Source organism: Vibrio sp. M60_M70 (assembly GCF_037162085.1).
Taxonomy (GTDB): Bacteria; Pseudomonadota; Gammaproteobacteria; order Enterobacterales; family Vibrionaceae; genus Vibrio; species Vibrio diabolicus.
In genome coordinates, this window is sequence record NZ_JARLUL010000001.1 from 1,168,148 (window position 1) to 1,181,177 (window position 13,030).

Below are 13,030 nucleotides of genomic sequence, written 5' to 3' on the forward strand. Positions count from 1 at the left end.
AGCAAGAACTGTATGGAACACAGAATGGCGTATTAAAAATTGTAATTTAGAACCTGCTTAGATAATTTATTACAAAAATTAGTGCAACTGTGTGCATTTTGCGTCGAAAAATAAGAAAAGAGTGGGCGTTGCATACTGGAAGTGCCGTAGCTTTTTTATCGTGTTGTAAGAGTTCAAAGAAACTCCTAATACGGTTACTAAATGTATTCGCTTGACTCCCCGAGTATGACTCATTCAAGCGAGTACCAAATCCAAGCTATAACGATATGGAGAACAACAAATGGCTGGTGTTTTGGGAATGATTCTTGCTGGCGGTGAAGGCTCTCGTTTGAGACCTTTAACAGAATCTCGTAGTAAACCTTCGGTACCGTTTGGTGGTAGCTATCGATTGATCGATTTTGCTCTAAACAATTTTGTAAATGCGGATTTAATGCGCATTTACGTCCTCACCCAATTTAAATCTCAATCTTTGTTCCATCATTTAAAAAAGGGCTGGAACATTAATGGCATCACTGACCGCTTTATCGATCCTATTCCTGCTCAAATGCGCACTGGTAAGCGTTGGTACGAAGGAACGGCAGACGCGATCTATCAAAACCTCCGTTTTATGGAACTAGAGGAACCGGATCAAGTTTGTATTTTTGGTTCTGACCATATCTATAAGATGGATATTAAACAAATGCTGAACTTCCACTCAGAGAAACAGGCTTCTCTCACGGTATCTGCATTGCGTATGCCACTAAAAGAGGCGTCGCAATTTGGGGTTATCGAAGTGGACAGTGAAGGTCGCATGATAGGCTTTGAAGAGAAACCAGCAAACCCGAAGTCAATTCCTGGCGATCCTGATTACGCTTTAGTTTCAATGGGTAACTACGTTTTTGAGGCTCAGGTGTTATTCTCTGAGTTGGTTGAAGATGCGGATAATGAAGCTTCATCACATGATTTTGGGAAGGACATTATTCCTAAGATGTTCCCTCGAGGTGACGTGTTCGTGTATGACTTCAGTACTAACAAAATCAGCGGCGAAAGAGAAGAGGTGTACTGGCGTGACGTGGGAACCATTGATGCTTACTGGGAAGCGCACATGGATCTGCTAGAAAAAGACGCACCGTTTTCACTATATAACCGTAAATGGCCGCTGCATACTTATTATCCTCCACTGCCGCCAGCGACATTTACAGACTCTGATAATGGCCGTGTTCAGATCATCGACAGTTTGGTATGTAATGGCAGTTACGTCAGAGGCTCAAGAATAGAAAAGTCGGTGCTTGGGTTCCGCAGTAATATTGCATCTGCTTGCGATATCAGCGAATGTATCCTTCTTGGTGACGTGAAAATTGGCGAAGGCTGTGTTTTACGTCGTGTGATTGTCGATAAGGATGCCGATATTGCTCCTGGTACTCAGATTGGTGTGAATCTTCAAGAAGATAAAAAACACTTCCACGTGTCTGAGGAGGGCATTGTTGTTATTCCGAAAGGAGCTCGAGTTGGCTACTAACAACTTATCTATTCTGTTTGTAGCTTCTGAGGTTGAAGGTCTCATTAAAAGTGGTGGCTTGGCAGACGTTGCCAAGGCACTACCGGAAGCCCTTCAAAACCTACAGCAAGAGGTAAGAATTACCATCCCTGCGTACAGCAGTATTGATAAACTCGTTGACGCAGAAGTTGTATTAGAAACAGAACTAACATCATGGCCGCATACGGAGTATCGAGTTCTGCGGCTCATGCTAGGTCAAAATCCTGTTTATCTGATTGATTGTCAGCCGTATTTCAATCGACCATCGATGTATGCGGAGAACAACCAAGCGTATACCGATAACGGTGAGCGCTTTGCGTTTTTAGTGCAGCGTGTTTAGACATGTTGCCGAAGCTTGCTTTTCAGCCAGATATCATACACGCGAACGATTGGCACACTGGTCTTGTTCCATTTTTGCTCAAGCACAGGTATGGCAATGATCCGTTTTTTGCTCATACTAAAAGTGTCATTTCTATACATAATGCGGTTTTTAAAGGCGTATTTAGTTATGAAGACGTGCAGTGCTTGCCAGAGTTTCATTGTCGAAACGTTCCCGATGCTGCGGTGAGTGCAACGCATATTACTATGCTTAAAGCTGGTGTAATGAATGCCGATAAGATAAACGCGGTCAGCCCTACGTACGCAGAGGAACTCAAAACAGAGCTTGGCAGTCATGGAATGGCTTGGGAGTTTCAGCAACGCGCGCAGGACTTAGTTGGTATTTTGAACGGTTGTGATTACAGTGCTTGGAACCCGGAAACGGATACTTACTTGCCAGTTAATTACTGCGCTGACCAACAAAGTATGACGCAAGGCAAGAAAGCGTGTAAACAAGCATTACAACTGCGGCTAAATTTGCCTGAAAAAGATGTAGCCATGTTCGGTATGGTTTGTCGGTTGACCCAGCAAAAAGGTGTGCATTACTTGTTGCCTGCTTTGGCCGATTTTTTGAAGCACGATGTTCAACTAGTTGTCGTTGGGACCGGAGACCCTGTACTAGCCGCTCAGCTAGAAGAGGTTGCTGCACAGTTTTCTAGTAAATTTGTCTTCGTAGAAGCTTATGATAATGAACTTGCGCATATCGTTGAAGCGGGTTCTGATTTCTTTCTGATGCCTTCTGAGTTTGAGCCGTGTGGTTTGAATCAAATCTATAGTATGGCTTACGGTACATTGCCGATAGTACGTGGTGTCGGTGGTCTAAAAGACAGCGTCAACGATTATGATGTGAACCCTTCTGAAGCGACGGGGTTTGTTTTTTTCGAACCGACACCGCAGGCATTGTTGTTAACGATGTTAAGGGCACTGTTGCTCTATGCACAAAACGAACCTGAAGTGAATAAAGTACAGTTGCACGCGATGCAACAAGATTTTTGTTGGCAAAAGGCCGCAGAAGCTTATTTGCAACTTTACAATTCGGCGTTAAATTGACTTAAAATTGTAACGAAAGGCACCGAATGAGGTGCCTTTATTATCTTGAGTAAGGGGAGTGTGGTAGGATGGATTTTTACTCAATAGCACGACCTTTTTGATACTTGAATATGACCCAGCCGCTACTTTTTCATAAAACCTATTTGCACCCTACTAGTCATGAGTGGGTTGTATTTGTGCATGGTGCTGGCGGTAGCTCTTCTATCTGGTTCAAGCAAATCAAAGCTTACAAGCAACATTTTAACTTATTGCTGATCGATTTAAGAGGTCATGGAAAGTCAAATCAGTTACTTAAAGAGCTCATTGCCAGCCGTTATACCTTTACGGAAGTTACCCAAGATATTTTGAAAGTATTGGACCATTTAAAGATCCAATCCGCTCATTTTGTCGGTATGTCACTTGGTACCATTATTGTTCGAAACCTTGCTGAATTATCAGCAGAGCGCGTGCGTTCAATGGTACTCGGTGGCGCTGTCACAAGGCTCAATACTCGTTCTCAAATATTGGTTAAATTAGGTAATTTTTGTAAGCACATTCTGCCGTACATGTGGCTCTACAAACTTTTTGCGTACATTGTTATGCCACAGAGAAGCCAGCGAGAGTCTCGCCATCTTTTTATTCGTGAGGCCAAGAAGCTTTGCCAAAAAGAATTTAAACGTTGGTTTATTCTTGCTGCTGATGTAAATCCTTTAATGAAGTATTTTAAAGATCGAGAGTTACCCATTCCCACACTCTATTTAATGGGCGACAGAGATTACATGTTTATTAAGCCTGTTAAAGAAATGGTTGCGGCGCATAAGCTTAGTGTTTTACGAGAGATCCCCAACTGTGGTCATGTCTGTAATGTTGAGCGGCCTGAAGATTTCAACCAACATTCCATCGAATTTATTAAGCAGCAAACGGTTTCTGCTTAGCGCTGAATAAATCGATTGAGTAGGAGTAGGGGAGTTATTAAGGCTCCCCTATTTGATGTCCACATTGCCAACAAGCACCAAACTGCCCCTCGTTTACCTCATGGCACTTCGGGCACTGCCAATCTTGATACTCATTTCCATCGGATTGTTTGCGGTAGGCTTGTACTATTCCTTCTGCTTTTACTCGTTGTTTGGCGTCAAAAAGCCAGACATAAGGATCGGTATCATCACTAAACGGCAGTTCTCCTTTTAAACCGAAAATACCTTCTCCGCGGACTTCACAATAGACTTGCTCGGTTTTCAATAATTCGCACACGATATGCGCTTCTGCTGGGTTTTTAGCAATGAATATTTTCATTAAACACGTCCACTTACTAATTATGAGTTTTGCTGACTCGGTGTTGGCCTTACTTTATTCATAACCCATTTAGTGATGATTGGAAACAGCCCCAGTAACGCAAAAGAGGCCAATACCGCAGGTGAAATAATGCCTGACAGGCTTTCAATTGTTGCTAACTGAGTACCGGCGTTTAAGTAAACTGCAGTGCCTGGCAACATACCTACTTGGCTAGTAAGGTAAAATCGACCTACAGACATTGGCGTTAAGCCCATCAACAAGTTGATAAGAAAGAAAGGGAATACCGGAATGAGACGCAAGGAAAATAGATAAAATGCACCGTCCTTTTCGACACCTTGGTTAATTGCGATTAACTTATTGCCAAACTTGTTTTGTACCCAGTCACGCAGCAAATATCGGCTGCTTAAAAATGCTAGCGTTGCACCCATAGTACTGGCGAAAGAAACCAGTAATAAGCTCGTCCAAAAACCAAATAGAGCCGCACCAAGTAATGTAACCACAGCAGCCCCAGGAATAGAAAAAGCGGTAATTGCAATGTAGGCAAAAAAGTAAATAGCTGCCGAAAAAACAAAGTTCTGATCGATGTATGTGGTCAGCGCTTCTTGTTGGGCTTTTGCATTTTCCAACGTTAAATACTGACTAAAGTTAACGCCTAAAAAGATAATGATCGCGACCAGGATTAGGCCTAATATCAGTTTCTTATTCATATTTATGATTCCAATTTGGGATATATGTAATAAGACAGAAGGAAAGTCGAAAAAATTTCACAAAAAAACCGCAGATTAGACTGCGGTTTTACAAGATAGTTTTTAAGGCCGACTTTTATTGGAGGCCATTCATCAACTCATCTCGGCGAGCTTGAGGTACAACGCTCCAATGAGTACCGTTAATAGCACCTTCTAGTGCCCATAACAGTTCAATGTTGACGGTTGCAGAGTGCGTATCTCTTATCGCTTTATAAGCGTTAAGTGCACCTTCCTCTTCCAGTTTTTCTACTGACTCAATGCCTGCTTTTTTTAGCATGCGTTCAGTAGCCAGTCGTAAGTTAGGCAAATCTTTTAAGCGATTAGGCTTTGTAGTTGCTTGCTGTTCTTTTTCAAGCTTTGCCTTTTTCAACGATTGGTTAGCTACTTCGATTAAGCGTTCGCTAGACTCCCATAAATCGTTGGAAATTGCGTAGTACTTAGTAACGACTGGGAAGCCACGTTTCTTATAAACGTAAGGCTTTAGCCCTTGTTTCTCGAAGTCAGATGAAGTTTGTTGGTCTGCTCTTATATGAAGCTGATTATTTACAACTAGTGCAAACATTGTTTCATCAGCGAATAGTCCGAAGCCACCAAACATTGAGCGCGACTTGATATTACCAAGTGCCTCAAATAGCTTCATAGAGTCTTTGAGTATCGGTTTATCCATGTTTTGTTATCTCGGTGTAATTAATATTACGCCACCAAAAGTCAGGTCCGAGAGAGTAGCAAACATGCGCAAAAGCAATGTCATTACAGGGTAAAGTCATCGCTTGCACACTTGCCATCGGTAACCCCGCTACCTTCCATATAGTACTATGGTTCAGGCCGGAGGCTTTGCGTCCCACCCTTTCGAATGGTTTGCCCTGTGCGTGACAGAATGAGCATACTTCGTATATTGAATTAACATCACGTTTTACCCGTAAAAGTGTGATTCTGGTTCAATAAAAAGTGTCGACAAGCGCATGTTTGTGCATATTTGAGAATAAGGCGGGATGATCTCGAGGTTGTGAGCGAGTGTGATTTACCTACATATAAAACAGAGACTTAGAGATTCGAGATTTTTTGTCTAACAAACCTAAGTCAGGGGAAAGTTATTTAGAGACAAAAAATAAGCACCCTTTTAGAGCGCTTATTTGACATCGTTATATTTGGCGAATTTTAGTTCATTTTCTTCACGGTGTTTCGAATTACAAGCTCAGGTTGCATTTCGAAAATTCGCTTTTCGTGTTCTTTATCTTTGATTCGCTCAAGTAGGATCTCGAACGCATTTTTACCCACACGACGTTTAGGTTGGTGGATAGTGGTTAACGGTGGAGAGAAGTATTCCGCAAGCTCGATGTTGTCGTAGCCGATCACTGAAATATCATCAGGAACTTTGATACCGTTTTGTTGTAGGCGGCTCATTAAGCCCAAAGCCATTGTGTCGTTAAAACAGAATACCGCTGTCGGACGTTTGTCCATTGCTGTAATTTTATCTGCGACTAATACGGCCGTATCACATTCAAAGTTACCTTCAAGGATCCAATCTTCATTTACAGCTAGGTTTGCTTCGCTCATCGCGCGACGGAAACCTGCAATGCGCTCTTGGCAAGCAAGTTTTTCAAAATGACCGCTTAGACAAGCAATATCAGTATGGCCATTGTCGATCAGATGTTTGGTTGCGATGTAGCCACCTTCTTCTGAGTTATCCATGATCTTGTCCGCTTGTGAGCTTTCTGGACCCCAATCCATGACCACTTTAGGAATGTCGGCATGACGGTCAAGCATCTCTTTAAGCTCTTCGGTTAAGTCAGAACACATCACTAGGATGCCATCAACACGTTTTTCAGCCAGCATACGGATGTAATCGCGTTGTTTTTCGTAAATCCCACCCGTATTACACAGAATCAGAGTGTAGCCTTGGCGGTAACAGTAGCTCTCAACCCCGTCAATCACTTCTGAGAAGAATAGGTTGGTTGACTGCGTTACTAACATGCCAATCGTACGAGTTGAGTTGCACTTTAGGCTGCGTGCAACCGCACTTGGCGCGTAATTCAACTCGTCCACGGCTTTCATTACTTTTTCTTGCGTTGCTTCTGCAACGAAACGCGTTTTATTGATAACGTGCGAAACTGTCGTAGTGGAAACGCCGGCTAAGCGAGCAACGTCTTTTATAGTGGCCATAAATGGTGTCCTGTATCGAGCTACTGAAATATGTCGTGTTGGATGTACCTGATGCTCTAATGGTTTTACACCCAGCAATCTAAGGTTGGCGCTAAGTGTTTCGGCAGCGGTTGGTCCAAGTACGACAAAAGGGTACGTAGCAGCATCGGTCGATGAATTTTATCTTTTTTCTATCTGATGAGAAATTGCCATCAACCTGTTAAAAAACACAAAAACCGCTATATTTCAGCGGTTTACATATAAATCATATTTAATCGTTTGCGCTCACATTTTAGCCCTATGTGGACTGACTAGCAATGTTTTCAGCAAGAGATTTGTGTATTTGAAGTCACATTTTGACTGCTAAATAACCAAGCGTCTTTGAGCTAAGTTAAGGCAAACGAATAATATACCCAACTTACTTACATTCAGTTATTTCAGGTATACAGGAAGCCCGATAGGCGGGCTCCCTAAAAATAGGCGGCAATTATTCACCAAGAAGGTAAGCGCTGTCTAGTTTACAAAATGCAACTAATAGTTTCGCGACGCTCGAGTAGAACCCAAATTCGTCGAATTGTTTACATTTGTCTGCAAACTGAGGTAGCCAAGACATCAACTGTTGCTGGATAAAGTCGTTTTGTTTAACGAAGGCTTCTTCCATGTGTTTTTCTTGCTCAAGTTCGTTTGAGCGGATAATCATGTTGCCGAGAAAGTCGAGTTCAACGGCTAAGTGGTCCGCAGGCTCTTTTAGATTTTCATCTACTTGAACGCCAAATTCTGCCATCAACTTTTCCATTTCCTCGGCTGGCTTGTCATTCAGCAAACCTGATTCACCGATGTACATCGATGCGTAAGGAAGAGCGCCGTATTTTTCTGTCTTCAAAAACAGTTCACAAAAGTCAGCAGCAAGCTCCAATTGAGCGTCTTCACGATCTTGCAATCGGTTTAGCGCATCAACGAGGCTATCAACGGCTGGTTTCAGCGACTCATTTTCACCTAAACCTGCTAGAAAACTGCGAATTTCAACACTGTGGTAGGCTTCCAGCTCTTTCTCTGTTAGCTCTTTTGCGAACAAGCTCGAAAACCACCAGTAAATTTCAGCGCGTTTTTCATTAAAAGCTTTCACTTCTTGCATTTTGGGCTCCTGAATGATGCTTCAAGTTGTGCATCACAAAGTCAATTAGGGATATCCCCTAAGTGTAATCAATTAAAATGAATAGCAGTAACTATAATTATTATGTTTTATGGTCAAAAATTAACGTTTATTAATAGCGATGGGTAAGCTTGTTTTGAATCAATAAAAACGCTAAATCTTGCTTTTTAATGTATCTATGACTAGAAATGTTACTAGTTATGAATAGAATACGTCTTGGATAATAAGAAGACAGAAAAGTGGTGTAAATGAGCTATCACGTATTAGTCGTAGAAGATGATGTTGTAACTCGTAGTAAGCTTGCGGGATATTTCCAAAATGAGGGTTACCAAGTCAGCGAAGCAGAGAGTGGCGCAGAAATGCGTGAGGTCCTGCAAGCGGGTGATGTAGACCTAATCATGCTGGATATCAACCTGCCGGGTGAAGACGGCCTGATGCTTACTCGTGAATTACGTAGCCAATCGGATATTGGTATCATATTAGTAACAGGACGCACGGATAGCATTGATAAAATCGTAGGCCTAGAAATGGGCGCTGACGATTATGTGACAAAACCTTTTGAACTGAGGGAATTGTTGGTTCGCGTTAAAAACTTGCTGTGGCGTATTTCTGCAGCGCGTAGCGGTAGCGCGAAAGCGAACGAAACCAGTGAAGAACATATTGTACGTTTTGGAGAGTGGACATTCGACATTCAACGTCGTGCGCTGAGCCGTAACGGCGAACCCGTAAAATTGACCAAAGCTGAATACGAACTTTTGGTTGCATTATCGTCTTACCCTAACCAGGTGTTAAGTCGCGAACGTATTTTGAATATGATCAGCCACCGAGTTGATGCTCCCAATGATCGTACTATTGATGTTCTTATTCGACGTATGCGCGCAAAAATGGAGTTTGATCCAAAGAACCCGCAAATTTTTGTGACGGTGCACGGCGAAGGCTATATGTTTGCTGGTGATTAAACTGAACAAACCTAAGTCTTAAAAAAGAAAAAGGAGAGCTTCGGCTCTCCTTTTTTTGGGTTTCAAGATAGTACTACTTTGCTTCAACCATTGGTGTTTGGCCGACAGTATCACGCAATCTTTGCCAAATGCTGCCCAAGTACTCATGCCAATAAAGCTCTGTTTGTTCTAAGTAACGCGCTTTAGGTGAGTATTTATCCCAAGGTTGACTGATTTCGCTAATAGCTAAGAAGTTGGTCGGGGCTGGGATTGGTTTAATGCCTGCTGCGTTGAATTCATACAATGCACGACTCATATGGCTCGCAGAAGTGATTAACACAATCTCCTTTTGTTGAACGAATGCAGCTGCTTGACGGGCCTCTTCCCACGTATCTTTCGCATCTTCTAATAAAATGATATCGGATTTCGCGACTCCCAACGCAAGGGCAACGTTCGCCATCATTCTCGCATGGCTAATTTCAGAACCGCCAGCATAGCCAGACAAAATTAATTTAGCACCTGGATACATTCTTAAAATACGAATGCCTTCAGTTAAGCGCATTAATGCTGCACGGCTTAACTGCGAGGTGGGTGGAATTTCGTCATCAATAACATGACCATTCCCTAAAACCATCACGTAGTCGATGGTGCCAGAAACTGGCAAAAAGGCTTTATGCTCTCGCTCTAATGGCATAAGAAGCTTGGTTGAAACAGGTTGGAAGGCAACAAGAAAAATGCCAACAAAAGAGAATAGAACAACGAAGCAGCCAGTTTTACGTTTTGTGGTAAAACTAATGAGAGCAAGACCCAACAAGCCTATCAGCAGCAATGCCGGAAGTGGCATAAGCAAGGCTGACACTACTTTTTTCAGCTCAAACATACATAAATAGTCCGAAAAAACATCAATTGATAATAAAAATGAGGGTACCCCTCTTTATTCCTGCTTTCCTTGTGCCAGAATAGCGGCACAATCCGTTATGATAACTCAGCAGAAGTGACAGAAGACCGCAATTTCGACGATATCGCCCACAAATTTGCAAAAAATATTTACGGCTCCGACAAAGGGGAGATCCGCCAAATCATTGTGTGGGAAGATTTTCTACAGATTCTAAGTGAATTAGATGCTGACCAGCAACCCCTAGAGGTGTTGGATGCTGGTGGTGGTTTGGCACAAATGTCGCAAAAGCTTGCTAAGCTCGGACATCGAATCGCTTTATGTGATCTATCTTCGGAAATGCTGCAGTTGGCTAAGCAGGATATTGAAAAAAACGGTTTGCTTGAGCAGTATCGCCTGATTCATTCGCCTGTCCAATCCATTGGTGAGCATATGGATGAACAGGTGGATCTTGTTATGTTTCACGCCGTCATGGAGTGGTTGGTCGATCCTAAGGCCGCACTTGAAACGGTACTAGAACAAGTAAAACCGGGAGGCATCGCATCAGTGATGTTCTATAACCACCATGGTTTAGTCTATAAAAACGTGGTTTGTGGCAACATTCCTCATATATTAGACGGCATGCCTCACCGAAAAAAGATTTAAACTACAGCCGCAAAAAGGCTTAAAACCTGAAGAAGTCTACCAATGGATAGAAGATTCAGGCTTTAGTATTTGTGGTAAATCTGGTATCCGCTCATTTAGTGATTACATAGGCAATATGCAATACATGGGCGATTACGAGTTTGAAGATGTGTTGGCGCTAGAAAAACAACTTTGTCGACAAGAGCCATACCTCTCATTAGGCCGCTACATTCATGTGTGGGCTAAAAAGAACGATAAACAGGAATAACAATGAGTGAGATGACTCTCAATGCTGCAGAGCAACCAATCGATGAGTTGGTTGGCTGGGTTAAGCAGCACGATTTCTCGTTGAACCTGACCACAGAGCGATTGGCATTCTTAATAGCCATTGCCGTACTGAGTAATGAAAGGTTCGATGAAGAATTGGGTGAAGGTGAATTGCATGATGCGTTTGCCATCGTCACTCGATTATTTGATGAGACTGGCGAAGCATCCGCTTTTCGTGCTAACAACGCCATCAACGAGATGGTAAAGCAGCGCCTTATTAGCCGTTTTGTCAGTGAGATTACTGATGGAGCGAGCATTTACCGCTTGTCGCCTTTAGCGATAGGAATTACCGATTACTACGTGCGTCATCGTGAGTTCTCGAAACTGCGCCTTTCTATTCAACTGTCTATGGTGGCAGATGAAATGGCGAAAGCGATTGAGGCAGCACAAAAAGGTGGCACACCGGGCCACTGGAAGAAAAACGTATACGGAGTTTTAAAATATTCTGTAGGCGAAATCTTCGATCAAATCGATCTTAACCAACGTGTGATGGATGAGCAGCAGCAATCTGTAAAACAACAAATTGCCGATCTGCTAAATAAAGACTGGCGCGAAGCGATCAACAACTGTGAAGCGCTCCTATCAGAAACATCAAGCACGTTGCGTGAACTTCAAGATACGCTGCAAGCCGCCAGTGATGAACTGCAAACTCAGATCCTAGATATTCAAGAAATTGTGTACGGCGATCCTGAGCTAGAGTTCATCGAAGAAGCGTTGTTTGGTCTGCAAATGAAGCTGGATCGAATCACAAGCTGGGGCCAGCAAGCGATCGACCTTTGGATTGGTTACGACCGACATGTGCACAAGTTCATCCGTACTGCAATTGATATGGATAAGAACCGTGCGTTTAGCTCGCGTCTACGTCAATCCGTCAAAGATTACTTCGATGCGCCTTGGTATCTGACTTATGCAGATGCGGAAAGGCTTTCTGACCTTCGTGATGAGGCGTTGGTGCTACGTGATGACGAAGTGACCGGCCAAGTTCCGATGGAAGTAGAGTATGAAGAATTTCAACAAGTCAATGATGAGTTGTCTGAACGAATTGGTGACATGCTAAAAGCGCATAAAGATCAAGGCACGCCAATCGACTTGAGTGTGGTATTGCGAGATTACCTTGCACAGCATCCTTACACTCATCATTTTGATTTAGCTCGCATTATCGTCGATCAAGCCGTACGTCTGGGGTATTCAGAATCGGATTACCAAGCGATTCAACCGGACTGGAAAGCAATCAACGAATTTGGGGCAAAGGTACAAGCGAATGTCATCGACCGATACTAATGAATACATGTCAGATAAACTGGCAAAAGCAATTTCTAACCCTCTGTTCCCAGCGCTAGACAGCATGCTACGAGCAGGGCGTCATATCTCAAGTGAAGATCTGGATAACCACGCGTTGTTATCGGACTTCGAACTTGAGCTTTCTTCTTTCTACCAACGCTACAACACCGAATTGGTGAAAGCGCCAGAAGGTTTCTTCTACCTTCGTCCACGTTCAACGTCTCTGATTGGCCGTAGTGTTCTTTCTGAACTGGATATGCTGGTGGGTAAGGTACTGTGTTTCCTTTACCTAAGCCCAGAGCGTCTTGCGCACGAAGGCATCTTCACTAACCAAGAACTGTACGACGAACTGCTTGCTCTAGCAGATGAAAATAAGCTGATGAAGCTAGTGACGAACCGTGCGACTGGTTCTGACCTTGATAAAGAAAAGCTGTTTGAAAAAGTACGTACGTCACTTCGTCGTCTGCGTCGTCTAGGCATGATCATCAACATCGGTGAAACCGGTAAATTCAGCATCAGTGAAGCGGTATTCCGCTTTGGTGCCGATGTACGTATTGGCGATGATATGCGTGAAGCGCAATTGCGTCTGATCCGTGATGGTGAAGCGGTAGTGCACACCAAAGAGCTAAGCCAAGGCAGCCTATTGTCTGAAGAAGATCAAGACGACCAAGCCCAAGAAGAAACAACAGAAGAGGGTGAAGCATGAGC

Annotated in this window: 11 protein-coding genes, 2 pseudogenes and 1 riboswitch; of the genes and pseudogenes, 7 read left to right on the forward strand and 6 right to left on the reverse strand. The window is 43.1% G+C overall.

Features of this window, described 5'->3' with window-relative positions; translation table 11 throughout:
- Positions 1 to 280 precede the first annotated feature (280 nt).
- The 3 genes and pseudogenes from glgC (at position 281) to P4S59_RS05485 (ending at position 3,858) form a co-directional block, all read left to right on the forward strand.
- On the forward strand, positions 281 to 1,498 hold the full coding sequence (glgC, locus tag P4S59_RS05475) for a glucose-1-phosphate adenylyltransferase (RefSeq protein ID WP_048626184.1): 1,218 nt from the start codon (positions 281 to 283) through the stop codon (positions 1,496 to 1,498).
- Positions 1,488 to 2,944, forward strand: a pseudogene (gene glgA / locus P4S59_RS05480) (glycogen synthase GlgA). Before glgC ends, glgA begins: the two are co-directional and overlap by 11 nt.
- A gap of 110 nt (positions 2,945 to 3,054) precedes the next feature.
- Positions 3,055 to 3,858 (forward strand): alpha/beta fold hydrolase, encoded by an 804-nt coding sequence (locus P4S59_RS05485; protein WP_006742124.1) that lies wholly within the window; start codon positions 3,055 to 3,057, stop codon positions 3,856 to 3,858.
- A 37-nt stretch (positions 3,859 to 3,895) separates the two neighbouring features.
- Here P4S59_RS05485 and P4S59_RS05490 read toward each other — a convergent pair whose 3' ends face one another.
- The 5 genes from P4S59_RS05490 to torD form a co-directional block, all read right to left on the reverse strand.
- Entirely contained in the window at positions 3,896 to 4,216 is a 321-nt protein-coding gene (locus tag P4S59_RS05490; protein ID WP_225462357.1) for a DUF2007 domain-containing protein, read from the reverse strand.
- A gap of 20 nt (positions 4,217 to 4,236) precedes the next feature.
- Positions 4,237 to 4,923 carry a TVP38/TMEM64 family protein gene (locus tag P4S59_RS05495; RefSeq protein WP_046874737.1) on the reverse strand — a complete coding sequence of 229 codons (687 nt, stop codon included), beginning with the start codon at positions 4,921 to 4,923 and terminating at the stop codon, positions 4,237 to 4,239.
- A 115-nt stretch (positions 4,924 to 5,038) separates the two neighbouring features.
- Positions 5,039 to 5,629 carry a TfoX/Sxy family DNA transformation protein gene (locus P4S59_RS05500; RefSeq protein WP_005390721.1) on the reverse strand — a complete coding sequence of 197 codons (591 nt, stop codon included), beginning with the start codon at positions 5,627 to 5,629 and terminating at the stop codon, positions 5,039 to 5,041.
- A 116-nt stretch (positions 5,630 to 5,745) separates the two neighbouring features.
- Positions 5,746 to 5,835: riboswitch (cyclic di-GMP riboswitch) on the reverse strand.
- A 285-nt stretch (positions 5,836 to 6,120) separates the two neighbouring features.
- Positions 6,121 to 7,125 (reverse strand): HTH-type transcriptional repressor PurR, encoded by a 1,005-nt coding sequence (gene purR, locus P4S59_RS05505; RefSeq protein ID WP_053807169.1) that lies wholly within the window; start codon positions 7,123 to 7,125, stop codon positions 6,121 to 6,123.
- 466 nt (positions 7,126 to 7,591) lie between these two features.
- Positions 7,592 to 8,239 carry a molecular chaperone TorD gene (gene torD / locus P4S59_RS05510; RefSeq protein WP_006742122.1) on the reverse strand — a complete coding sequence of 216 codons (648 nt, stop codon included), beginning with the start codon at positions 8,237 to 8,239 and terminating at the stop codon, positions 7,592 to 7,594.
- 266 nt (positions 8,240 to 8,505) lie between these two features.
- On the opposite strand from torD, the gene torR reads away from it, so the two are divergent.
- On the forward strand, positions 8,506 to 9,216 hold the full coding sequence (gene torR / locus P4S59_RS05515) for a two-component system response regulator TorR (protein ID WP_005390726.1): 711 nt from the start codon (positions 8,506 to 8,508) through the stop codon (positions 9,214 to 9,216).
- A 73-nt stretch (positions 9,217 to 9,289) separates the two neighbouring features.
- On the opposite strand, the gene elyC is transcribed toward torR, so the two are convergent.
- Positions 9,290 to 10,075: an envelope biogenesis factor ElyC gene (elyC, locus tag P4S59_RS05520; RefSeq protein WP_337168063.1), complete on the reverse strand. Its 786-nt coding sequence runs from the start codon at positions 10,073 to 10,075 to the stop codon at positions 9,290 to 9,292.
- A gap of 114 nt (positions 10,076 to 10,189) precedes the next feature.
- On the opposite strand from elyC, the pseudogene cmoM reads away from it, so the two are divergent.
- The 3 genes and pseudogenes from cmoM (at position 10,190) to mukE (ending at position 13,028) form a co-directional block, all read left to right on the forward strand.
- Positions 10,190 to 10,982, forward strand: a pseudogene (gene cmoM / locus P4S59_RS05525) (tRNA uridine 5-oxyacetic acid(34) methyltransferase CmoM).
- A gap of 2 nt (positions 10,983 to 10,984) precedes the next feature.
- On the forward strand, positions 10,985 to 12,322 hold the full coding sequence (gene mukF, locus P4S59_RS05530; protein ID WP_048626187.1) for a chromosome partition protein MukF: 1,338 nt from the start codon (positions 10,985 to 10,987) through the stop codon (positions 12,320 to 12,322).
- Positions 12,303 to 13,028 carry a chromosome partition protein MukE gene (mukE, locus tag P4S59_RS05535; protein ID WP_337168064.1) on the forward strand — a complete coding sequence of 242 codons (726 nt, stop codon included), beginning with the start codon at positions 12,303 to 12,305 and terminating at the stop codon, positions 13,026 to 13,028. Before mukF ends, mukE begins: the two co-directional genes overlap by 20 nt.
- Positions 13,029 to 13,030: the final 2 nt, after the last annotated feature.

What these genes read in the sequence shown, in the direction of transcription:
- glgC (WP_048626184.1), top strand. Translation starts at nt 281, where the DNA reads ATGGCTGGTGTTTTGGGAATGATTCTTGCTGGCGGTGAAGGCTCTCGT.
- P4S59_RS05485 (WP_006742124.1), top strand. Translation starts at nt 3,055, where the DNA reads ATGACCCAGCCGCTACTTTTTCATAAAACCTATTTGCACCCTACTAGT.
- P4S59_RS05490 (WP_225462357.1), bottom strand. Translation starts at nt 4,216, where the DNA reads ATGAAAATATTCATTGCTAAAAACCCAGCAGAAGCGCATATCGTGTGC.
- P4S59_RS05495 (WP_046874737.1), bottom strand. Translation starts at nt 4,923, where the DNA reads ATGAATAAGAAACTGATATTAGGCCTAATCCTGGTCGCGATCATTATC.
- P4S59_RS05500 (WP_005390721.1), bottom strand. Translation starts at nt 5,629, where the DNA reads ATGGATAAACCGATACTCAAAGACTCTATGAAGCTATTTGAGGCACTT.
- purR (WP_053807169.1), bottom strand. Translation starts at nt 7,125, where the DNA reads ATGGCCACTATAAAAGACGTTGCTCGCTTAGCCGGCGTTTCCACTACG.
- torD (WP_006742122.1), bottom strand. Translation starts at nt 8,239, where the DNA reads ATGCAAGAAGTGAAAGCTTTTAATGAAAAACGCGCTGAAATTTACTGG.
- torR (WP_005390726.1), top strand. Translation starts at nt 8,506, where the DNA reads ATGAGCTATCACGTATTAGTCGTAGAAGATGATGTTGTAACTCGTAGT.
- elyC (WP_337168063.1), bottom strand. Translation starts at nt 10,075, where the DNA reads ATGTTTGAGCTGAAAAAAGTAGTGTCAGCCTTGCTTATGCCACTTCCG.
- mukF (WP_048626187.1), top strand. Translation starts at nt 10,985, where the DNA reads ATGAGTGAGATGACTCTCAATGCTGCAGAGCAACCAATCGATGAGTTG.
- mukE (WP_337168064.1), top strand. Translation starts at nt 12,303, where the DNA reads ATGTCATCGACCGATACTAATGAATACATGTCAGATAAACTGGCAAAA.